The sequence below is a fragment of the Rathayibacter sp. AY2B3 genome, assembly GCF_002931755.1.
In the GTDB taxonomy this organism is placed as follows: domain Bacteria; phylum Actinomycetota; class Actinomycetes; order Actinomycetales; family Microbacteriaceae; genus Rathayibacter.
Genome location: NZ_PSUG01000006.1, coordinates 49575 through 70578, shown reverse-complemented (window position 1 = coordinate 70578; position 21004 = coordinate 49575). Strand labels below are relative to the sequence as shown.

Sequence of the window (21004 nt, the reverse complement as noted above, 5' to 3'; positions counted from 1 at the left end):
GCCGCCTGCACCTCGTCGTCGTCGGCGACGTGATGCTCGACGTCGACCTCTCCGGACCCGCCGAGCGGCTGAGCCCGGACGCCCCCGTCCCCGTGGTCGACGTGTCGGCCCGCAGCGCCCGCGCCGGCGGAGCCGGGCTCGTCGCCCGGATGCTCGCCCGCGACGGGCACGAGGTGACGCTCGTGACCGCGCTCGCCGAGGACTCGGATCCGGACGTGGCGGAGCTGCGCGCCGAGCTGTCCGGCGTCCGCCTGGTCGCCGGGCCCTCGGGTGCGCCGACGCCGGTGAAGACCCGCGTGGCCGCCTCCGGCCAGGCCGTCGTGCGGATCGACCGCGGCTGCGAGACGCCCCCCGTCCCCGGCGTGACCGACGCGATGCTCGCCGCGCTCGGCGACGCCGACGCCGTGATCGTCGCCGACTACGGCCGTCGGCTGACAGAGGACGCGTCGCTCCGCGCGGCTCTCGACGCGCTCACCGTGCCGCTGGTGTGGGATCCGCACCCGCGCGGCTCGCAGCCGGTCGCCGCCACCGCGCTCGCCACTCCGAACCTGGCCGAGGCCACGGCCTTCTCGGGGGCCGTCGGCCGCGGAGTGACGCGCGCGGAGTCCGCCGCGACCACCCTCCTCGAGCGCTGGGGCTGCGGCGCCGTCACCGTGACGATGGGATCCTCCGGCGCCCTGCTGCGCTCCCGCGGCGCCGGGGTCCCGGTCGTCGCACCGGCCGTGACCGTGCCGCCCACCGATCCGTGCGGAGCCGGCGACCGGTTCGCCGCCTCCGCCGCCGTCGCCCTCGCCGAGGGCGCGAGCACGTCGGAGGCGGTGCAGGCGGCGGTCGCCGCGGCAGGCGCCTACCTGCTCGCGGGAGGGGTCGCCTCCCTGTCCGCTCCCGCCGACCCCGCTCCCCTCCACGGCGGCGGTGTCGACGCCCTGCGCGTCGCCGAGTCCGTCCGCGCGGCAGGAGGCACCGTGGTCGCGACCGGCGGCTGCTTCGACCTGCTCCACGCCGGCCACGCCCGCACCCTCTCGGCCGCGCGCGCGCTCGGCGACTGCCTGATCGTCTGCCTCAACTCGGACGACTCCGTCCGCCGCCTCAAGGGCGCGGCGCGGCCGATCATCCCCGAGGACGACCGCGTCGACCTGCTGCTCGCGCTCGAGTGCGTCGACGCCGTGCTGGTCTTCGGCGAGGACACGCCGGACGAGGCGCTGCGCCGCATCCGCCCCGACGTCTGGGTGAAGGGCGGCGACTACTCCGCCGAGTCCCTCCCCGAGACGGCGACGGTGGCGGAGTGGGGCGGCCGGGTCCTGACCGTGCCGTACCACCCGGGCCGCTCGACCACCCATCTCGCCGCCGCGCTCGCGCGCGTCGGCTGACCCGCGGCCCACGAGGCCCGCAGACCACCCCCGGAAGGAAACCATGAGCACCACTCCCACTCCCATCGGCCGCGTCCTGATCACCGGAGGAGCCTCCGGGCTCGGTGCGGCCGTCGCCGCCGCGGTCACCGCCGCCGGCGGCACCCCGATCGTGCTCGACCGCGACGTGTCGTCGGTGAAGGAGGGCGTCGCCGCCTACCAGGTCGACGTCGCGAAGACCCGCGAGGCCGAGAAGGCGGTCGTCGAGATCGCCCGCGAGCACGGCGGGCTCGACGCCGTCGTCACCGCGGCCGGCATCGACCGCTGCGGCCGCCTCGTCGACGTGGAGCCGGAGGAGTGGGAGCGGGTCATCTCCGTGAACCTCCTCGGCACCGCGGCCGTCGTCCGCGCGGCGCTGCCCTTCCTCACCGAGACCCACGGCCGCGTCGTCACCGTCGCCTCCTCGCTGGCGATCAAGGCCGTCTCGGACGCGACCGCGTACTGCGCCTCGAAGTTCGGCGTGCTCGGCTTCACCCGCGCGCTCGCGGCCGAGACCAAGGGCGAGATCGGCGTGACCACGCTGATCCCGTCGGGCATGAAGACGCGTTTCTTCGACGACCGCGACGAGCAGTACAAGCCCGGTCCGGACGCGCTGCTGAACGACCCGGAGAACGTGGCGAACGCCGTCATGTTCGTCCTCGGCCAGCCGCGCGGCTGCGAGGTCCGCGAGCTCGTCATCACGCACGAGGAGGAGCCGTCCTGGCCGTGATCCGCTGATCCGGGCGCTCCCCGGATCTCTCTCCGCGAGATGCCACCTGTGCCGCCGACGCGCCGACGTCGAGCACCACAGGTGGCATCTCGCGGTTCAGTGGGTGGAGGCGAGCACCCCGCGGACGTCCTCGAGCACGGCCTCGACGCGCACGTCGCCGACGAACGTGACGTCGTGCTCGCAGCGCGGAGCGGTCCAGCCGACCTGCGTGGCGTCGCGCCCGCAGACCGGGCAGCGGGTGGTCCAGCTCAGCTGCACCCGGTGGCGCTGCCGCCCGAGGGCCGCGGCGTTGATCGCGTTGCCCACCCAGAAGACCCCGACCGTCGGGGCGCCGACCGCGGCGGCGAGGTGGCGGGGTCCGGAGTCGTTGCCGAGCACGAGGTCGGCGAGCGAGAGCAGCGGAGCGAGGTCCGGGAGGTCCACGACGCCTGCCCAGGAGACCGCTCCCGGCGCTCCGGCGACGATCTCGTCGGCGGCGGGCACGTCCGAGGCGTCGCCCACCACCAGCACGCGGGCGCCGTCGGCCAGCAGCTCCGTCGCCACAGCGGCGAAGGAGGAGGCGGGCCAGCGCCGGCGGGGGTCGGTCGCGCCCGGGTGGATCAGCACCAGCGGGCCACCCGCGGGCAGCGCCGCGGCGAGGCGGTCCCGCCGCTCCGGATCCACGGCGAGCGCCGGCTCGAGGCGGGTCGCAGGCGCTCCGGCCAGCCCGACGATCTCGAGCGCCCGCAGCATCTCGTGCTGGTAGTAGACGTAGGGGATCGTGCGCTCGAGCTCCGCGGCGTCGTCCGTGCGCGAGCCGATCGTGTGGCGCGCGCCGAGGCGCTGGAGGAACGGGTTGGAGTAGCGCCCGCCGCCGTGCAGCTGCACGGCCAGGTCGAACCGGCGCGCGCGCATCCGCTCGGTGAAGTCCTCGACGACCCGGGGGTCCTCCCCCTCTCCGTCGCGGACGCCCTGCGCCACCGGCAGGATCTCGACGTCGTTGATCGGCGACTCGACGCCCGACAGCAGGACCCGGTGCGCGGGCGTCCCGAGCAGGGTGATCTCGGCTCCCGGGTAGGCGGCCGCGAGAGCGTCGACGGCGGGCAGCGCGAACAGCAGGTCGCCGAGTCCGCCGCCGCGCAGGACGGCGATCCTCTCGACTCCGGCGAAGGGCTCTCGGAGGGGGGCGATGGCGACCACGACGGGTTCCTCTCAGGTGCGGAAGGCGCGCTGGCGCCGCTCCGGGGACGGTGCACTCCTCCACTTCCCCGCCGAGGCCGATCCGAAACCGGATCGACGGCGAGCCCGCGCCGCCGATCCCGCGGCGGATTCCGGACGCGACGTGTCTAGGCGCGCACCACCCGGGTACCGGACGGATGCGTCCGCCACTCCGCGGGCGCCCCCGACCGAGAGGTGACCGTGACCATCGACATCACGACCCCCGCCACGACCGCCGCCGACGCCGTCCGCCGAGCGCGGACCGCGTTCTCCGCGTGGGCCGCCACCGCGCCCGCCGAGCGCGGCGCCCTCCTCCGTGCCGCCGCCCACCGCGTGGCCGAGCGCGAGCAGGAGCTCGCCGACCTCAACACTCAGGAGACGGGCAAGCCCGCCGGCGACGCCCTGGGCGGCGTCCGCGCCGGTGTCGACACGCTGCTCCAGTACGCCGAGCTCGGCCCGCTGCACCGGGGGAAGAGCCTGCGCGGAGGTGCCCTCAACGTCGATCTGGCCCTGCCGCACCCGCGCGGCGTCGTGCTCGCCCTCACTCCGTGGAACGATCCGGTCGCCGTCGCCGCGGGCCTCCTGGGCGCCGCGATCGTCTCCGGGGACGTCGTCGTGCACAAGCCGAGCGAGCGCAGCCCGGGCACGGGCGCCCTCTTCACGAGCATCCTCGCCGAGGCGCTGCCCGACGGGGTGCTGACCCTGGTCGAGGGCGACGGGGCGGTCGGGGACGAGCTGGCGCGCACGGAGGGCGTCGATGTCCTCGCCCACGTCGGCTCGACCGCCACCGGCCGCGCGCTCGCCCGGGTCGCCGCCGTCACCGGCGCGCACGTGATCCTCGAGAACGGCGGCAACGACGCGCTCGTCGTCGACCGCGACGTCGACCCGGTCTGGGCCGCCGAGCAGGCCGCGCTCGGCGCCTTCGCCAACGCCGGACAGATCTGCACCTCCGTCGAGCGGATCTACGTGCACCGCGACATCGCCGAGGCGTTCACGGCGGCGCTCGTCGCCGAGGCCGACCGCTGGAGCGCCGGCCCGCTCCCCCGCCTCGTCGACGCCCGCATGCGCGACGCCGTCCACGAGCACGTCACGGAGGCGCTCGGCAGCGGCGCGCGCGCCCTCACCGGCGGCACCCCCGGGGACGGCACCTTCTACCCCGCGACCGTCCTGGCCGACTGCACCGAATCGATGCTGGTGATGACGGAGGAGACCTTCGGGCCCGTCGCGCCGATCCGCGTCGTCGACTCCTTCGACGAGGGCCTGGACCTGGCCGCCGCGAGCCCCTACGGCCTGGCCGCCTCGATCCTCACCGCCGACATGGAGCACGCCCACCGCGCCGCGGCGACGCTGCCGGTCGGCACCGTCAAGGTCAACGGCGTCTTCGGAGGAGCGCCGGGCGGCAGCGCCCAGCCCCGCGGCGCCTCGGGCTCCGGCTTCGGCTACGGCCCGGAACTGCTCGACGAGATGACCACCACCACGGTCGTCCACTTCGGCCTCCCGGTGCTGCCCGGCGGTGCCCGATGAGCCTCGAGGGCTCGGCGCTCCAGCGGGCGAGCGCGCTCCTGGCGCACGTCCGGGAGCGCCCGCCGGTGGTCGCCGTGATCGGGGACCTCATCCTCGACTCCTGGTGGCTCGGCGAGGCGGAGCGCGTCACGCGGGAGGCGCCGGCGCCGGTTCTGCGGCTCGAGGACGTCGTCGACGTCGCGGGCGGGGCCGCCAACACCGCCGCCAACCTGCGCGCGCTGGGCGCCGTCGTCCGCACCGTCGGCGTGGCCGGACGCGACTCCGAGGGCGATCGACTGGTGCGCGCCCTCGAGCGGGCCGGCCTGGACATCTCCCAGGTCGTCCGCACCGGCGCCGCGACGACGATCAAGACCCGCGTGGTCGGCGGCGACAGCGTGATGCTGCGCGTCGACTCCGGCCCGCACCGCCCGGCCGACGACGAGCTGGCCCTGCTCGCCGGTGCCGCCGCCGAGGCCGCCGCGGGCGCCGACGCCGTCCTGGTCTGCGACTACGGCTCGGGGATCCTCCGGGAGGCCGTCGAGCGCCTGCTCGCCGTCGAGCGCCCGGGCCTCCTGGTGATCGATGCGCACGAGCTCGCCGACTGGGCCTCCGCCCGGCCGGACCTCGTCACCCCGAACGCCAAGGAGGCGGAGCGGCTGCTCGGCGCCTCCCTCGGCCGCGGGACGGAGCGGGCCGCCGCCGTGCGCGACGCCGCCGAGGAGCTGCGCGCGCGCTCGGGCGCCCGGCACGTCGTGGTCACCCTCGACCGGGACGGCTCCACCGCCCTCGACGCCGACGGCACGGTCAGCCGCACCTTCGCGCAGCCCGCGGAGGAGAAGCAGGCGTCGGGCGCCGGCGACACCTTCGCCGCGACCGCCACCCTGGCCCTCGCGGCCGGCCGCTCCCTGGCCACCGCCGTCGATCTGGCGCAGGCCGCCGCCGACGTGGTCGTGCAGCGCCCCGGCACCTCGGTCTGCTCGGGCGACGACCTGCTCGCCTCCCTCGCCGCTCCCGGCGCCGTCGTGCTCGGCGAGGACGCCCTCGTCGAGGTCCTCGCGGAGCAGTCGCGCCGCGGACGCCGCGTGGTCTTCACCAACGGCTGCTTCGACGTCCTGCACCGCGGCCACACGGCGTATCTCCGCCAGGCCCGCGAGCTCGGCGACGTGCTCGTGGTCGCGGTGAACGACGACGACTCCGTCCGGCGGCTCAAGGGCGAGGGACGGCCGATCAACCCGGAGGGCGACCGCGCCGGCGTGATCGCCGAGCTGGGCTGCGTCGACTACGTGACCCTCTTCGGCGGAGACACCCCCATCCCGCTGCTCGAGCGCGTGCAGCCCGACGTCTACGTGAAGGGCGGAGACTACAACCCCGACATGCTCGCGGAGGCCGCCGTCGTCCGCTCCTACGGAGGCGTCGTCACCACCGTCGGCTACGTCTCGGAGCACTCCACGACCGAGATGGTGCAGCGCATCCGATCGGCCGCGCCGTGACCAGCCGCCGGTGGTCCGGGCGCTGGGGGATCCCCGAGGCTCCCCGGCAGCCACTGATCGACGTGCTGGTCCCGACGGTCGGCCGCCGTGCCGAGCTCGCCGCCACGCTCGCCGGACTCGCCGCCCAGGACGACCCGCCCTTCCGCGTGGTCGTCAGCGACCAGTCCGACGACGCGGTCGCCGAGAGCGACCCGACGATCCCCGCGATGCTGCGTGTGCTGGAGGCGCAGGGCCGGGCTCCGGTGGTGCGCCGCCACCTGCCCCGGCGCGGGCTCGCGGAGCAGAGGCACTACCTCCTCTCCCTCGCCACCGCCCCCGCCGTCCTCTTCCTCGACGACGACGTGTGGCTCGAGCCGGGCACGCTCTCGCGGCTGCACGAGGCTCTCGAGCGCCTCGACTGCGGCTTCGTCGGCTCCGCGGTGCAGGGCCTGTCCTACCTCGAGGACGTGCGCCCGCACGAGACCGAGTCGTTCGAGACCTGGGAGGAGCGCGTCGAGCCCGAGCGGGTGCGGCGCGGAACCCCTGAGTTCGAGCGCTGGCCGCTCCACAACGCGGCCAACCTCACCCACGTCGCCGCCCGCCTCGACGTCCCGGAGGGCGCCTGGCGCGCGTACCGGGTCGCCTGGCTGGGCGCCTGCGTCCTCTACCGCCGCGACGCCCTCCTGGCCGTCGGCGGCTTCGACTTCTGGGAGCAGCTGCCCCCGGAGCACAGCGGTGAGGACGTCGCCGCGCAGTGGCGCGTCATGGAGCGCTTCGGCGGCGCGGGCCTCGTGCCCAGCGGTGCCGTGCACCTCGAGACGCCCACGACGGTCACCGACCGGCGCGTCGACGCCTTCGACCGGCTCTTCGCCGAAGAGCACTCGTAACACTCAGCAAGGCGACGAAAGGACAGCACGATGGACGCACCCAACCCGATCCAGATCCAGAAGTACCTCTCGGGCATCGACTACCCCGCCTCGAAGGACACGATCGTCGAGACCGCCGAGAAGGAGGGGGCTGACGGCGACGTCCTCGAGGCCCTCCGCGCGATCCCGGACGGCGACTACGAGAAGCCCACCGAGGTGAGCTCGGCTGTCTCGAAGGTCTGACCTCCCCTCCGCGAGATGCCTCTTCCGTACGCGACACGCCGTATCCGCCGTACCGAAGAGGCATCTCGCGGAGCGGCATCAGGCCCGCACCGGAGCCGAGGTCAGGCGGAGGCGTGCTCGCGCAGGACGCCGGACTCGAGCGCCTGGAACGAGAGCACCTTGTAGCCCTCGGACTCGAAGAAGATCGTCGCCCGGTCGGCCTCCACGCTCATCACGGTGCCGGCACCCCACTCGCGGTGCTCCACCGCCTCGTCGACGCTCAGGGGCGCGTCCACGGGCGCCTCGGCGGCCGCCCCGCTCGCCTCGTGCCGCTCGCAGCCGTCGCAGTTGCCGCACCACTCGGCCGACTCCACGCCGAAGTAGTCCAGCAGGACCCGGCGGCGGCACTGGCTGGTCTCCGCGTACGCGCGCATCATCGACAGGCGCGACTCCGCGATCCGCTCACGGGAGGCCAGAGCCTCCTTCACCGCGTGCACGGCCTCGTCGCCGGAGGCCTCGCGCGTCGCGCGCAGTCCGGAGCCGGTCTCCACCAGCCCCGCGTCCGCGAGGTCGTTGACGATCCGGGCGATCGTGCGGGCCGGCTTCCCCAGCTCCTTCGCGAGCGCCGCGGAGTCGAGCCCCGGCTGCTCCGAGACGGCCGCCCAGATCACGCGCAGCGCGGCCTTGTCGACCGAGCGCTTGGCGAAGAAGCGGCGGAGCCCCAGGTCCTCCGCACGGTAGTGCAGCGCGCCCGTGGCGGGCTCGCCGTCGCGGCCCGCGCGGCCGATCTCCTGGTAGTAGGCGTCGAGCGACTCGGTGGTCGTGGCGTGCAGCACGAAGCGCACGTCGGCCCGGTCGATGCCCATCCCGAACGCCGAGGTCGCGACGACGACGTCGAGCTCGCCCGCGCGCCACTGCTCGTGCACGACCTTCCGCTCGGACACCTTGAGCCCGGCGTGGTACGCCGCGACCCGGCGCCCCTCCGCCGCGATGTCGGCCGCGTAGGCCTCCGTCTCCTTGCGGGTGGCCACGTAGACCAGGCCCGGAGCGGTCCAGCTGCGCGCCTCCTCGACCACGGCGGCACGCTTCTCGTTCTCGCTCTCGTGGCGGTGCACCACCAGCCGGATCTCCGGACGGTCGACGCCGTGCACCTGGATCTCGGGGTCGGTCATCCGGAGGCGCTCGATGATCTCGTCGCGCACCGGCCCGGAGGCGGTGGCGGTCATCGCGAGCACCGGCGGGTCTCCGAGCTCGCCGCGCACATCGGCCAGGCGGAGGTAGTCGGGGCGGAAGTCGTGACCCCAGGAGGAGACGCAGTGCGCCTCGTCGACGACCAGCAGCGACACTCCCGCGGCCGCCAGCCGCGCCACGTTCTCGGGCTTGGCGAGCTGCTCGGGTGCCAGGAGCACGTAGAGCGGGCCGCCCTCGTCGATCCGGTCCCAGGCACGGGCGACGGCCGCGGCGCCCTGGGAGGAGTTGATCGCGACCGCGGGAGGCGCCGCCGGAGCCGCCTCGATCGCGGCGAGCTGGTCGGCCTGCAGGGCGACGAGCGGGGAGACGACCAGGACGACGCCGCCGCGCTCGGCTCCGGCGATCTGGTAGACCGCGGACTTGCCGCCGCCCGTCGCCAGCACCAGCAGCGTGTCGCGCCCGGAGGCCGCCGACTCGATCGCCTCGCGCTGACCGGGGAGCAGCGACGACCAGCCGAAGTCCTCCCGGGCGATGCGGCTGACGGAGTCGGTGCGGGAGGAGTTCATAGCTCGACGCTACGACCAGACCGCTTCGGAGGCAGTCCGCTTGACAGCGCCGGGGAGCACGGTGAAGGAGCGTCGTCCGCCCTCGCGGCCCGCCTCTGCCCGCCCGTGGCCGCGCTGTCAACGTCCTGCGGAGGGACTCGTCGCGTGCTGGGCTGGAGCACCGACGAGAGGAGCCGACATGGCCGACCAGAACGTGAACGAGGACCTTCCCGGATCCGGCGGCGACGCCGTCCCGAACACCGGCGGCGCGCAGACGGTGCTGCCCGGCGAGGACGCGGCCGACGCCTCCGCTGCGGGGGCCGCTCCCGGGGGCACCGCGATCGACCGCGGCGTCACCGACGCCGTGACCGACGGCGACAGCGGAGGAGACACCGTCTCCGGCGACGCCGACCTGCCCGACGAGACCGAGGGCGCCGTCGGCAGCGACCCGGCGAGCACCGACTGACGTCCCGCTCGGACGCGTCCGGCCCGCGGGATCCGAGGATCCGCGCGGGCCGGCGACGTCGCTGCGCCGAGGAGGACCCGGGCTCAGCGCCGGACGACCACCGGGTTGAACAGCGTGCCGATGCCCTCGACGTCCACCGCGACGGTGTCCCCGTTCGCGATCGGCCCGACGCCGGCGGGCGTCCCGGTGAGGATCACGTCCCCGGGGAGCAGCGTGAAGATGCGCGAGACGTAGGCCACGAGCTCGGGCACCCCGTGGATCATGTCGCCGGTGCTGCCCGACTGCTGCACGCGCCCGTTGACGCGCGTCTCGATGGCGCTCTCGTTCCAGACGAACTCGGTCTCGATGACCGGGCCGAGCGGGCAGAAGGTGTCGTAGCCCTTCGCCCGCGCCCACTGGCCGTCGGAGCGCTGGAGGTCGCGCGCGGTGACGTCGTTGGCGATCGTGTACCCGAAGACCACGTCCTCGTAGTCCTCCGCGCGGACGTTGCGGGCCACGGCGCCGATCACGATCGCCAGCTCGCCCTCGAACTCCACCTGCTGGCTGTCCTCGGGGAGGACGATCGCCTCGTCCGGTCCGATGACCGACGTGTTCGGCTTGAGGAACACCAGCGGCTCCGCCGGGGCGTCGCCGCCCATCTCTGCCGCGTGGTCGGCGTAGTTCTTGCCGATGCCGACGACCTTGGAGCGCGGGATCACCGGCGCGAGGAGCTTCGCCTCCGCGATCGGGATGCGCTCCCCCGTGGTGTCGAACCCGGCGAACATCGGGTCGCCGGCGAGCACGACCAGGTCGTCCTCGTCCACGATCCCGAAGTGGATCGCTCCCCCGTTGTCCCCGTCGCGCTGCGTGGCGAATCGTGCGATCTTCATGCGTCCAGCCTCGTCATCCATCCGTGCGTGTCCTCGCGGCGTCCGTACTGGATGCCGGTCAGCTCCTCGCGGAGCGACATCGTGAGCTCCCCTGCGGGCGCGCCCTCGCGGCCGACGGAGAAGCCCTCGCCCTTGAGCTCGGCGATCGGGGTGATCACGGCGGCGGTCCCGCAGGCGAACACCTCGACCACGTCGCCGGAGGCCACTCCGTCCCGCCACTCGTCGATGCTCACGCGGCGCCGCTCGACGCGGTGGCCGCGGTCCTCGGCGAGCTGCAGGACGCTGTCGCGCGTGATGCCCTCGAGGATCGAGTCCGACTCCGGGGTCACCAGCGTGCCGTCCTTCTTGACCAGGACCACGTTCATGCCGCCGAGCTCCTCGATCCACTGCGACTCCTGCGAGTCGAGGAAGAGGACCTGCGCGCAGCCGTGGCTGGAGGCCTCCTGCTGCGGGAGGAGGGAGGAGGCGTAGTTGCCACCCGTCTTCGCCGCCCCGGTGCCGCCCTTGCCCGCCCGGGCGTAGGAGGTGGAGAGCCAGATCGACACGGGGGCGACGCCGCCGGAGAAGTAGGCGCCGGCGGGGCTGGCGATCACGTAGTAGCCGACGTCCTCGGCCGCGCGCACGCCGAGGAACGCCTCCTGCGCGAACATGAACGGGCGCAGGTACAGGCTGGTCTCCGGCTCCGAGGGGACCCAGTCGCCGTCGACGGCGATCAGCTGCCGCAGCGACTCGACGAAGAGGTCCGTGGGGAGCTCCGGCAGCGCGAGGCGGCGGGCCGAGCGCTGCAGGCGCCGCGCGTTCGCCTCGGGGCGGAAGGTCCAGACGGAGCCGTCCTCGTGGCGGTAGGCCTTCATGCCCTCGAAGATCTCCTGCGCGTAGTGCAGGACGGCGGCGGCGGGGTCGAGCGCGAGCGGACCGTAGGGCTCGACGCGGGCGTCGTGCCAGCCGTCCGCGCGGGTCCAGCGGAGGCCGACCATGTGGTCGGTGAAGTGCATGCCGAAGCCGGGGTTCGCGAGGATCCGGGCGCGCTCCTCCTCGGAGCGGGGCGCGGGAGCGGCGGTCACCTCGAAGGCGAGGTCGGCGGGGGCGGAGTCGGTGCTCATCGTGGTGGTGTCCTTCTGCGGGGGATCAGCGGAGGCGGGCGACGACGGAGTCGCCGATCGCGGCCGTGGAGCGCGGGGTGCCGTCGCGCGACTCGATGTCGGCGGTCACGGCCGCGGTGACGCGGGCGGCCTCGTCGCTCCGGCCGAGGTGGTCCAGCAGCATCGCCGCCGAGAGGATCGCGGCGGTCGGGTCGGCGAGCTGCCGTCCGGCGATGTCGGGCGCGGATCCGTGGACCGGCTCGAACATGCTGGGGAACGCGCCGTCGGGGTTGATGTTGCCCGAGGCCGCGAGTCCGATGCCGCCGCTGATCGCGCCGGCCAGATCGGTCAGGATGTCGCCGAAGAGGTTGTCGGTGACGATGACGTCGAACCTAGCAGGGTCGGTCACGAGGAAGATCGTAGCGGCGTCCACGTGGAGGTAGTCGACGGCCACGTCCTCGAAGGCGGCCCCCACCTCGTCGACGATCCGCTTCCAGAGCGAGCCGGAGAAGACGAGGACGTTCGTCTTGTGAACGAGGGTCAGCCGGGAGCGGCGGGCGCGGGCGAGCTCGAACGCGTGGCGGACGACGCGCTCGACCCCGTAGGCGGTGTTGACCGACACCTCGTTGGCGACCTCGTGCGGAGTGCCCTGCCGGATCGAGCCGCCGGTGCCGACGTAGGGCCCCTCCGTGCCCTCGCGGACGACCACGAAGTCGACCTCGCCGGGAGCCGCGAGCGGCGAGGGGACGCCCGCATAGAGACGGGTGGGCCGCAGGTTGACGTAGTGGTCGAGCTCGAAGCGCAGCCGCAGCAGCAGCCCGCGCTCGATGTTCGCGTCCCGGAGGCGGGGGTCGCCCGGTGCTCCGCCGACGGCGCCGAGGAGGATCGCGTCGTGCCCCGCGATCGCCGCGAGGTCCTCGTCGGTGAGGACGTCGCCGGTCTCGAGGTAGCGGGCGGCCCCGAGCGAGAAGGTGGTCGTCTCGAGCACCAGGTCGGAGTCGGCGGTGACGGCGTCGAGGACCTTGACGGCCTCGGCGGTCACCTCGGGCCCGATCCCGTCTCCGGGGATGACGGCGAGCTTCACGGTGCGGGGCATGGCAGTCCTCAGGCGTACGGGGTCGGAGTCCCCTCAGCGTACTCGCGGCCCGCCCGCGCCGCGGTCCGGGGCACGCGCCCCCCGCCGGGCGGCCTCCTGCGGGAGGAGCGGAGGAGCGTCAGCTCCGGCGGAGGCGCCAGGCGCCGACCGCGGCGGCGGCCAGCACGAGGACGACGCCCAGCCAGGCCGACCAGCCGACGCCCGAGTCGAACGCCGCGCTCGCCGACGCGACGAGGCTCGCGGCGGAGTCGGCGGGCAGCTCGACGGCGACCGAGACGGCGCCGCCGAGGGTCTCTCCGGCCCGCTGCGCCTGCGCGGCGTCGAGGCCCTCGGGCAGCACGACTCCCCCGCGGTACACGGCGGTGAGGACGGTCCCGAGCGTCGCGGTGCCGAGGACGGCGCCGAGCTCGTAGGCGGTCTCGGAGACGGCGGAGGCGGCGCCGGCCTTGTCGGCGGGCGCGTTGGCCAGGATCAGCTCGTTCGACACCGTCTCGGCCGCGCCGATGCCCAGGCCGAGGAACGCGAAGGCGACCGCGACGGTGAGCGCCGACGCTCCTCCGGGCGCCCCGCTGCCGAGGGCCAGCAGGATGTAGCCGACGGCCGAGACCAGCAGTCCGGCCGGCACGACGAGGCGCGGAGCGACGCGGCGCGCGATCGGCACCACGCCCAGCCCGGCCAGGATCATCACGGCGAGGCCCGGCACGAGCACGAGGCCCGCCTCCAGGGGCGAGAGCCCGACCACGAGCTGCAGGTGCTGCGACAGGAAGAAGAGCCCGCCGACCAGCGCGGTCACGCTGAGCAGGTTGACCACGATCGCTGCGCTGAACGAGCCGCGGCGGAAGAGCGAGAGGTCGAGCATCGGCGAGGCCCGGCGCTGCTGGCGGCGGACGAACAGCACTCCCGAGACGACGCCCACGACGAGCGCCGCGACGCCGACCGCGTCGATCCCGTGCTCGGCGAAGGACTTCACCGCGTAGACCACGGGCGCCATGGTCGCCAGCGACAGCAGGATGCTGACCACGTCGACCGGGCCGGGCTGCGGGTCGCGCGACTCCGGCACCAGGATCGGCACGAGGACCACGAGCGGGAGCAGCACGGGCACCGCGAGCAGGAACACAGACCCCCAGGGGAAGTGCTCGAGCAGCACTCCGCCGACGAGCGGGCCGATGCCCGAGCCCACCGCGAAGCCGGTCGCCCAGATCGCGATCGCCAGGCGGCGCTGGTCGCGGTTCGGGAAGACGCTGCGCAGGAGCGACAGCGTCGAGGGCATCAGCATCGCGCCGAAGAAGCCCAGCGCCGCGCGGGCGCCGATGAGCGCCGCGGCGGTGGGAGCGAACGCGGCCACGACCGAGACGGCGGCGAAGCCGACCGCGCCGATCATGAGGAGGCGCCGTCGCCCGACGCGGTCGCCCAGACTGCCCATCGCCACCAGCAGGCCCGCGAGCACCAGCGGGTAGGCGTCGACGATCCACAGCAGCTCGGTGCCGGTGGGGCCCAGGTCCTCGGCGATCGAGGGGAGCGCGAAGTTCAGCACCGTGTTGTCGACCGAGACCAGCAGCACCGGGAGCATCAGCACCGCGAGCGCCACCCAGGCGCGTCGCCCGACCCGCTCGGCGGCGCCGGTGGTGTCGTGGGTGGAGACGGGAGCGGTGCGCGCGGACACGGGGACGACCTTTCGGGAGGGGAACGGAGCGAGTATACCGTCCAGCCGGTACAGTCGCCACCGATCCGCCGTAGGATGGTCGTCGTGCCTCCCGCCCCCGCCCGCGACCGCGTCCTCGACGCGTTCGAGCAGCTCCTCACCGAGCAGGGCGAGCGCGCCGCGACCCTCGACGCCGTCGCCCGTGAGGCCGGAGTCTCCAAGGGCGGGCTGCTCTACCACTTCCCCTCGAAGGACGCCCTCGTCGACGGGCTCCTGCAGCGCCTCGACGCGCGGCGGGAGGAGGACGTCGCGCAGAGCCTCGCCGCTCCCGAGGGCGTGGTCGCCTACCTGCTGCGCACCTCCTTCGCCGCCGACTCGGCCTTCGACCGCACGATCCTCGCCGTCTCGCGCATCGCGCAGGGTCACGACGAGCGCGCCAGCGGCGGCCTCGCGCGGATCCACGACAGCTGGAACGAGGTGGTCGCCGCCGCCGTGGGCGACCCGCTCGTCGCCCGGGCGATCGTCCTGATGAGCGACGGGCTCTACTACAACTCCGCGCTGCTCCCCACGGGCACGCAGTCGCGCGGCGAGGCCGAGGACGTCCTCGCGGTCGTCCAGCGCCTCCTCGGGAGCTGAGCCGCGCCGCCCCCGGCGGACCCGCTAGAGCTCGACGACCCCGTCGATCAGGGTCACCGTCGCGCCGCCGATCCAGATCTCGCCGCCCGCGCCCTCGACGCGCACCCGCCCGGCGCGGCCGATCGCCGCTCCCTGGGCCGCGGTGTAGCGCTCGGGCAGCACACCGCTGCCGATCAGCCACTGGGCGATCCCCGCGTTGAGGCTGCCCGTCACCGGGTCCTCGGCCACTCCGGCGTCCGGGATGAACGCCCGCACCTCGATCGCGCACCCGTCTCCCGCCGGATGCTCGCCCACGACGCCGACGGGGAGCCCGGCGAGCAGCGCCTGGTCCGGCCGCAGCGCGAGGACCTGCTCCGCCGAGGCGAGCCGCACGGCCAGCCAGCCGGGACCGTTGTCGACCCACTCGTGGTCGAGGATCTCCGCGCGCGGGATCCGCAGCGCCGCGGCCACCCGCTGGAGCGTCGCCTCGTCGACCGGTCCGGTCCGCAGCCGGGGCGGCGCGGCGAAGGCGATGCCCTCCTCCGTCACCCGCAGCCGGACGAGGCCCGCGGCGCACTCCTGCACGAGCTCCCCGGCCCCGCGGGCGGCCCCTCCGGCCGCGAGCCAGGCGTGCGCGCTCCCGAGGGTGGGGTGCCCGGCGAAGGGCAGCTCCCCGCCCGGCGTGAAGATCCGCAGCCGGTAGTCGGCCGCGGGGTCGCGGGGACGGAGGAGGAAGGTCGTCTCGGAGAGGTTCGTCCAGCGCGCGAACTCCGCCATCGCCGCGTCGCCCACCCCGTCGCCGTCCACGACGACCGCCACCGGGTTGCCCCGGAACGGCGCGGCGCCGAAGACGTCGACCTGAGCGAACCGCCGCGAGCTCACTGCTCGGTGATGTCGATCTCCTGCATGAGATCGGCGTCGATCGCGACGCGGACCTTCTCGAGCAGGCCGTCGGGGGCGGGAGAGTCGATGGTGATCACCGAGAGGGCCTTGCCGCCCGCCTCGGTGCGCGCGATCTGCATGCCCGCGATGTTGACCGAGGCGTCGCCGAACTCGCGGCCGTAGACCGCGACGATCCCGGGGCGGTCGACGTAGCTCATCACGACGAGGTGCTTCGCGAGGGGGACCTCGACGTCGTAGCCGTTGATCGCCACGATCTTCTCGACCTGCTTGGTGCCGGTCAGCGTCCCCGAGACCGAGATCTGCGAGCCGTCGGAGAGAGCGCCGCGCAGCGTGATCACGTTGCGGTACTCGTCCGAGACCGGCTCCGTGATCAGGCGCACCTCGATGCCGCGCTGCTCCGCGAGCACCGGCGCGTTGACGTAGGACACCGTCTCCGAGACCACGTTGGTGAACACGCCCTTGAGCGCCGCGAGCTTGAGGACCTTCACGTCGTAGCCGGCGAGCTCGCCGCGCACCTCGATGTCGATGGAGGTGACCGGCGAGTCCGCGAGGCCCGAGAAGACCTGGCCGAGCTTCTCGACCAGCGGGATGCCGGGGCGCACGTACTCGTCGATCACGCCGCCGGCGACGTTCACGGCGTCCGGCACGAGCTCGCCCGAGAGCGCGAGGCGCACCGAGCGGGCGACCGAGACGCCCGCCTTCTCCTGCGCCTCGTCGGTCGAGGCCCCGAGGTGCGGAGTGACGACCACGTTCTCGAGGGCGAGCAGCGGCGAGCCGGTCGGAGGCTCCTTCACGAACACGTCGAGTCCGGCGCCGGCGATGGTCTTCGCGACGAGCGCGCGGTGCAGCGCGTCCTCGTCGATGAGGCCGCCGCGGGCCACGTTCACGATGAACGCCGACGGCTTCATCAGCGCCAGCTGCTCGTCCGAGATCATGCCCGTCGTCTCGGGCGTCCTCGGCATGTGGATCGTGATGAAGTCGCTCTCGGCCAGCAGCTCCTCGAGGGAGAGGAGCGTGACGCCGAGCTGCTGCGCGCGGGCGCTGGTCACGTAGGGGTCGTAGGCGACGACGTTCACGCCGAAGGCCTGCAGGCGCGCGGTGATCAGCGCGCCGATGCGGCCGAGGCCGATGATGCCGACGGTCTTCTCGTAGAGCTCGACGCCGGTGTACTTCGAGCGCTTCCAGAGGCCCTGCGCGAGCGCGCTGTGCGCGGCGGGGATGTGGCGGGCGAGGCTCAGGATGTGTCCGACGGTGAGCTCGGCCGCCGAGATGATGTTCGAGGTCGGCGCGTTCACGACCATGACGCCCGCGGCGGTCGCGGCGGTGATGTCGACGTTGTCCAGGCCCACCCCGGCGCGGGCGATCACCTGGAGGGAGGGGGCCGCGGCGATCGCCTCCGCGTCGACCTGCGTCGCGGAGCGCACGAGGATCGCGTGCGCGGTGGCGAGGGCCTCGAGCAGAGCCGGGCGGTCGGTGCCGTCCACGGAGCGGATCTCGAAGTCGGGACCGAGCGCGTCCACGGTGGCGGGCGAGAGTTCTTCGGCGATCAGGACGACCGGCTTTGTCACGAGAGGCGCTTCCTTCGGAGAGGGGACGGAGCGGGCACCGAGGCGGGGGCGACGGCAGCCCCCCGACACTGTAGCGGAGGGGCGCGCGCGCCCCGCGCCGTGTGACGCCGCCGGTCAGCTCAGCGAGACCAGGCTCTCGACGCCGAGGACGAGCTGCACGTCGAGCGAGAGCGCCGCCGAGAGGCAGAGCGCCGCCGCGAGCAGTCCGACGCGCGCCGGGAGCCCCCGGCGGCGCCCGAGCAGGACGGCGGCGACGAAGCAGGCGACCGGCAGCACCAGGCCGAGCAGGAGCACCGTCCAGCCCGTCGGATTCAGATCGGTGCCGAGGGAGGCTGCGTAGCTGCGCAGGCCGATCAGGTTGCCGACCGCCTCCCAGACGTCCCAGGCGAAGAAGAGCGCGAACACCACGGCGACGAGGACGGAGGCCGCCAGGCGCCGGCCGGGCCGGTCGCGGCGGCCGGTCCCGCCGAGGGTGGCCCGGGTCGAGTCGGTCATCACGCCCCCTTCAGGAACGGCAGCGGAGCGAGGAGGACGAGGCCCGCGACCAGCCAGAGCACGCGGGTGCGCACCCGGGCGTCGCGGGTGGCGAGGAGCACCACGGCGAACCACACCGGCGGCGCCAGCACGGCTAGCCAGAGCCCGAGCGAGTAGAGGGCGCCGCCGAGCGCATCGCCCGCGAAGCCGGCCGCGGCGACCGGCGACTGCCGCGTCGCCGTGATCGCCCAGGCGATGGCGTACAGGAGGTAGAGTCCGGCCGCGATGCCCGCGGCGATCAGCAGAGCGGAGGAGGAGGCCGCTTCGTAGGCGGAGTCCTCGTCGGCGGGGTCCTCGTCGTCGGAGCCGTCGTCGTCGGAGCCGTCGTCCGCCGTGCCCGCCCCGGCGACCGTGCGGGTCGTCCGGCGCACGCGCGCCGTCCCCGCGGCGAGCGTCGGGTCCGCGCCCTCGCCCGCCCACTCCAGGGCCTCGTCGTCGGCGTCGTCCTCCGGGCCGGTGTCCGGCCCGCGGTCCACCGGCGGGATCGCCGCGTCGTCGTCCTCCGGGGAGCGGCCCGGTCCACCATCGATCACCGCAACACCCTAGCCGCGCGCACCTCGCAGGAGGCTCGGAGCCCGCCGCCGCCTCCCCGACACCCGGCGGACACCCCGCGTCCTCCCCCGGGGGCGAGGCTGAGCGGATGGACGACCGCCGCCGCCGCTTCGTCGCCCTCGGCGACTCCTTCACGGAGGGGGTCGGCGATCCGCACCCGCGCCTGCCGAACGGCGTGCGCGGCTGGGCCGACCGTGTCGCCGAGCGCCTGGCGAAGGCCGAGCCGGGCTGGGAGTACGCGAACCTCGCCATCCGCTCGAAGCGCCTCGCCCAGATCACCGAGGACCAGCTCGCGCCCGCCCTCGCGCTCCGCCCCACCCTGGTCACGCTCTACGCCGGCGGCAACGACATCCTCGACCTCGGCACCGACACGGTCGATCTGATCACCCGCTACGAGGCGCTCGTCGACGCGCTCGCGACCACCGGCGCCTCCCTCGTGCTCTTCACCGGCGTCGACATCCCGGGACTGCCCGCCCCGCGGATGTTCCTGCGCCGCAACCACCTCTACAACAGCGCCGTCCGCCGGATCGCCCGCGAGCGGGGCGCGATCCTCGTCGACTACTGGGCGATGCGCGAGTTCCACTCCCCCGTGCTCTGGTCGCCCGACCGGATGCACCTCTCCAAGCGCGGCCACCGCGTCCTCGCCGGTCGTGTGCTCGACGCGCTCGGAGTGCCGCACACGATCTCGACCGGGCCGTGGGACGCCCCCGAGCCGCTCCGCCTCCGCGCGCGGCTGCACGAGCAGCGCCGCTGGGCCGCCGACTGGGTCCTCCCCCTCGTCGGCCGCAAGCTGCGCCGGGTGACGCTCGGCGACCACCTCTCGCCCCGGTGGCCGGACCCCGTCCTCGTCCCGCCGAAGGGCGGTCTCCGCCGTCTCGTCCGCGAACTCGAGCGGTAGCCGCGCCCCGGACGCGGAGGAGCCCCGGCCCGGCGAGGGGGTCCCGGTGGTCGGGTCCCTCGTCGGACCGGGGCTCCCCCGGTCGACGCGGTGCGACTAGCGCGCGACGCTGCCGTCGGTGTAGTCCTCGTCGGTCTGCTTCCAGGCGAAGAGCTTGCGCAGCTCACGGCCGGTCTCCTCGATCGGGTGCTTCTCGCCCTTGGCGCGCAGCTCCTGGAACTCGGGTCCGCCCGCGTCCTGGTCGCCGATGAAGCGCTTCGCGAAGGCGCCGCTCTGGATGTCGCCGAGGACGGCCTTCATGTTCTCCTTCACGCGCGGGTCGATGACGCGCGGGCCGGAGACGTAGTCGCCGTACTCGGCGGTGTCGGAGACGCTCCAGCGCTGCTTGGCGATGCCGCCCTCCCACATGAGGTCGACGATGAGCTTGAGCTCGTGCAGCACCTCGAAGTAGGCGATCTCCGGCTGGTACCCGGCCTCGACGAGGGTCTCGAAGCCGTACTGGACGAGCTGCGAGGTGCCGCCGCAGAGCACGGCCTGCTCGCCGAACAGGTCGGTCTCGGTCTCCTCCGTGAAGGTGGTCTTGATGACGCCGGCGCGGGTGCCGCCGATGGCCTTCGCGTAGGACTTGGCGGTCTCCCAGGCGGTGCCGGTCGCGTCGTTCTCGACGGCGATGATGTCCGGGATGCCGCGGCCGGCGACGAACTCGCGGCGCACGGTGTGGCCCGGGGCCTTCGGCGCGATGAGGATGACGTCGACGCCGGCGGGCGCCTCGATGTAGCCGAAGCGGATGTTGAAGCCGTGGGCGAAGGCGAGGGTCTTGCCCTCGGTCAGCGCGGAGGCGATCTGCTCGCTGTAGATCGCGCGCTGGTGCTGGTCCGGCGCGAGGATCATGATCAGGTCGGCCCAGGCCGCGGCGTCGGCGACGCTCTTGACCTCGAAGCCGTCGTCCTCGGCCTTGGCGGTCGACTTCGACCCCTCCTTCAGCGCGATGACGACCTGGACGCCGGAGTCGCGGAGGTTCTGCGCGTGCGCGTGGCCCTGCGAGCCGTAGCCGACGATCGCGACCTTCTTGGACTGGATGATGGAGAGGTCGGCGTCGGCGTCGTAGATGAGCTCGGTCACGTGGTGAGTCCTTTTCTGTAGAGGAGAGTTCGGTCAGTTCTTGAAGACGCGCTCGGTGATCGACTTGGAGCCGCGCCCGATGGCGAGCAGGCCCGACTGCGCGATCTCCTTGATGCCGTAGGGCTCGATCACCCGCAGGAACGCGTTGGTCTTGCCGGTGTCGCCGGTGACCTCGATCACCAGGGCGTCCGTCGCGACGTCGACCACGCGGGCGCGGAAGAGCGTGACGGCCTCGAGCACCTGCGAGCGCGTGACGTTGTCGACGCGGACCTTGACGAGCAGGTGCTCGCGCTGGACCGACTGGTCGGTGTCGAGCTCGACGATCTTGATCACGTTGACGAGCTTGTTGAGCTGCTTCGTGACCTGCTCGAGCGGCAGGTCCTCGACGTCCACGGCGACCGTGATGCGCGAGAGCCCGGCCAGCTCGGTCGGACCGACCGCCAGCGACTCGATGTTGAAGCCGCGGCGGGCGAACAGCCCGGCGACACGGGTGAGCAGTCCCGGCTTGTCCTCGACGAGCAGGGAGAGAACGTGGTGCGTCATGCG

General features: G+C 74.0%; 21 protein-coding genes. 9 read left to right on the top strand and 12 right to left on the bottom strand.

Annotated elements, in window-relative coordinates:
- The first annotated feature begins 5 nt into the window (after positions 1-5).
- The gene (locus C5C24_RS03485; protein ID WP_104276200.1) at positions 6-1370 is read left to right on the top strand and encodes a PfkB family carbohydrate kinase; all 1365 of its coding nucleotides are present in this window, start codon (positions 6-8) and stop codon (positions 1368-1370) included.
- Positions 1371-1413: 43 nt separating this feature from the next.
- A complete protein-coding gene (locus C5C24_RS03480; protein WP_104250150.1) occupies positions 1414-2118 on the top strand; it encodes an SDR family oxidoreductase in 705 nt (234 codons plus the stop codon).
- A gap of 96 nt (positions 2119-2214) precedes the next feature.
- Here C5C24_RS03480 and C5C24_RS03475 read toward each other — a convergent pair whose 3' ends face one another.
- The gene (locus C5C24_RS03475) at positions 2215-3297 is read right to left on the bottom strand and encodes a glycosyltransferase family 9 protein (RefSeq protein ID WP_104304309.1); all 1083 of its coding nucleotides are present in this window, start codon (positions 3295-3297) and stop codon (positions 2215-2217) included.
- A gap of 219 nt (positions 3298-3516) precedes the next feature.
- Here C5C24_RS03475 and C5C24_RS03470 point away from each other — a divergent pair, with 219 nt between their 5' ends.
- The 4 genes from C5C24_RS03470 to C5C24_RS03455 are packed head-to-tail and all read left to right on the top strand — an operon-like array spanning position 3517 to position 7396.
- Complete coding sequence (locus C5C24_RS03470) at positions 3517-4839, top strand: aldehyde dehydrogenase (RefSeq protein ID WP_258065033.1); 1323 nt, start codon at positions 3517-3519, stop codon at positions 4837-4839.
- Positions 4836-6308 carry a D-glycero-beta-D-manno-heptose 1-phosphate adenylyltransferase gene (rfaE2, locus tag C5C24_RS03465; protein WP_104304307.1) on the top strand — a complete coding sequence of 491 codons (1473 nt, stop codon included), beginning with the start codon at positions 4836-4838 and terminating at the stop codon, positions 6306-6308. Before C5C24_RS03470 ends, rfaE2 begins: the two co-directional genes overlap by 4 nt.
- Positions 6305-7174 (top strand): glycosyltransferase family A protein, encoded by an 870-nt coding sequence (locus C5C24_RS03460; protein ID WP_219812822.1) that lies wholly within the window; start codon positions 6305-6307, stop codon positions 7172-7174. The genes rfaE2 and C5C24_RS03460 overlap by 4 nt, the downstream gene beginning before the upstream one ends.
- 30 nt (positions 7175-7204) lie before the next feature.
- On the top strand, positions 7205-7396 hold the full coding sequence (locus C5C24_RS03455) for a DUF2795 domain-containing protein (RefSeq protein ID WP_104304306.1): 192 nt from the start codon (positions 7205-7207) through the stop codon (positions 7394-7396).
- 101 nt (positions 7397-7497) lie between these two features.
- Here C5C24_RS03455 and C5C24_RS03450 read toward each other — a convergent pair whose 3' ends face one another.
- On the bottom strand, positions 7498-9132 hold the full coding sequence (locus C5C24_RS03450) for a RecQ family ATP-dependent DNA helicase (RefSeq protein WP_104304305.1): 1635 nt from the start codon (positions 9130-9132) through the stop codon (positions 7498-7500).
- 178 nt (positions 9133-9310) lie between these two features.
- Here C5C24_RS03450 and C5C24_RS03445 point away from each other — a divergent pair, with 178 nt between their 5' ends.
- Positions 9311-9577 (top strand): hypothetical protein, encoded by a 267-nt coding sequence (locus tag C5C24_RS03445; protein WP_104280718.1) that lies wholly within the window; start codon positions 9311-9313, stop codon positions 9575-9577.
- A gap of 83 nt (positions 9578-9660) precedes the next feature.
- Here C5C24_RS03445 and C5C24_RS03440 read toward each other — a convergent pair whose 3' ends face one another.
- The 4 genes from C5C24_RS03440 to C5C24_RS03425 form a co-directional block, all read right to left on the bottom strand.
- Positions 9661-10446, bottom strand: a complete 786-nt coding sequence (locus tag C5C24_RS03440) for a fumarylacetoacetate hydrolase family protein (protein WP_104233223.1) — start codon at positions 10444-10446, stop codon at positions 9661-9663.
- Positions 10443-11549: a branched-chain amino acid aminotransferase gene (locus C5C24_RS03435; protein WP_104304304.1), complete on the bottom strand. Its 1107-nt coding sequence runs from the start codon at positions 11547-11549 to the stop codon at positions 10443-10445. Before C5C24_RS03435 ends, C5C24_RS03440 begins: the two co-directional genes overlap by 4 nt.
- Before the next feature lie 25 nt (positions 11550-11574).
- A complete protein-coding gene (locus C5C24_RS03430; protein WP_104280719.1) occupies positions 11575-12624 on the bottom strand; it encodes a 3-isopropylmalate dehydrogenase in 1050 nt (349 codons plus the stop codon).
- Between the two features lie 118 nt (positions 12625-12742).
- Complete coding sequence (locus tag C5C24_RS03425; RefSeq protein WP_258065032.1) at positions 12743-14287, bottom strand: MFS transporter; 1545 nt, start codon at positions 14285-14287, stop codon at positions 12743-12745.
- Positions 14288-14371: 84 nt separating this feature from the next.
- Here C5C24_RS03425 and C5C24_RS03420 point away from each other — a divergent pair, with 84 nt between their 5' ends.
- A complete protein-coding gene (locus C5C24_RS03420) occupies positions 14372-14902 on the top strand; it encodes a TetR/AcrR family transcriptional regulator (RefSeq protein WP_258065031.1) in 531 nt (176 codons plus the stop codon).
- A gap of 24 nt (positions 14903-14926) precedes the next feature.
- On the opposite strand, the gene C5C24_RS03415 is transcribed toward C5C24_RS03420, so the two are convergent.
- The 4 genes from C5C24_RS03415 to C5C24_RS03400 all read right to left on the bottom strand — a co-directional run bounded on the left by C5C24_RS03415 (position 14927) and on the right by C5C24_RS03400 (position 18419).
- Positions 14927-15763, bottom strand: a complete 837-nt coding sequence (locus C5C24_RS03415) for a PhzF family phenazine biosynthesis protein (protein ID WP_104304303.1) — start codon at positions 15761-15763, stop codon at positions 14927-14929.
- Complete coding sequence (serA, locus tag C5C24_RS03410) at positions 15760-17352, bottom strand: phosphoglycerate dehydrogenase (RefSeq protein ID WP_104276171.1); 1593 nt, start codon at positions 17350-17352, stop codon at positions 15760-15762. The genes C5C24_RS03415 and serA overlap by 4 nt, the downstream gene beginning before the upstream one ends.
- A gap of 114 nt (positions 17353-17466) precedes the next feature.
- A complete protein-coding gene (locus tag C5C24_RS03405; protein ID WP_104276172.1) occupies positions 17467-17847 on the bottom strand; it encodes a hypothetical protein in 381 nt (126 codons plus the stop codon).
- Positions 17847-18419 (bottom strand): hypothetical protein, encoded by a 573-nt coding sequence (locus tag C5C24_RS03400; protein ID WP_104304302.1) that lies wholly within the window; start codon positions 18417-18419, stop codon positions 17847-17849. The genes C5C24_RS03405 and C5C24_RS03400 overlap by 1 nt, the downstream gene beginning before the upstream one ends.
- Before the next feature lie 107 nt (positions 18420-18526).
- Here C5C24_RS03400 and C5C24_RS03395 point away from each other — a divergent pair, with 107 nt between their 5' ends.
- Positions 18527-19336 carry an SGNH/GDSL hydrolase family protein gene (locus C5C24_RS03395; protein ID WP_104304301.1) on the top strand — a complete coding sequence of 270 codons (810 nt, stop codon included), beginning with the start codon at positions 18527-18529 and terminating at the stop codon, positions 19334-19336.
- Between the two features lie 96 nt (positions 19337-19432).
- Here the strand turns inward: C5C24_RS03395 and ilvC are convergent, their stop codons facing one another.
- Positions 19433-20458, bottom strand: coding sequence for a ketol-acid reductoisomerase (gene ilvC / locus C5C24_RS03390; RefSeq protein WP_104223539.1), 1026 nt, complete (start codon positions 20456-20458; stop codon positions 19433-19435).
- Between the two features lie 33 nt (positions 20459-20491).
- Positions 20492-21001, bottom strand: a complete 510-nt coding sequence (gene ilvN / locus C5C24_RS03385; RefSeq protein ID WP_104223540.1) for an acetolactate synthase small subunit — start codon at positions 20999-21001, stop codon at positions 20492-20494.
- Positions 21002-21004: the final 3 nt, after the last annotated feature.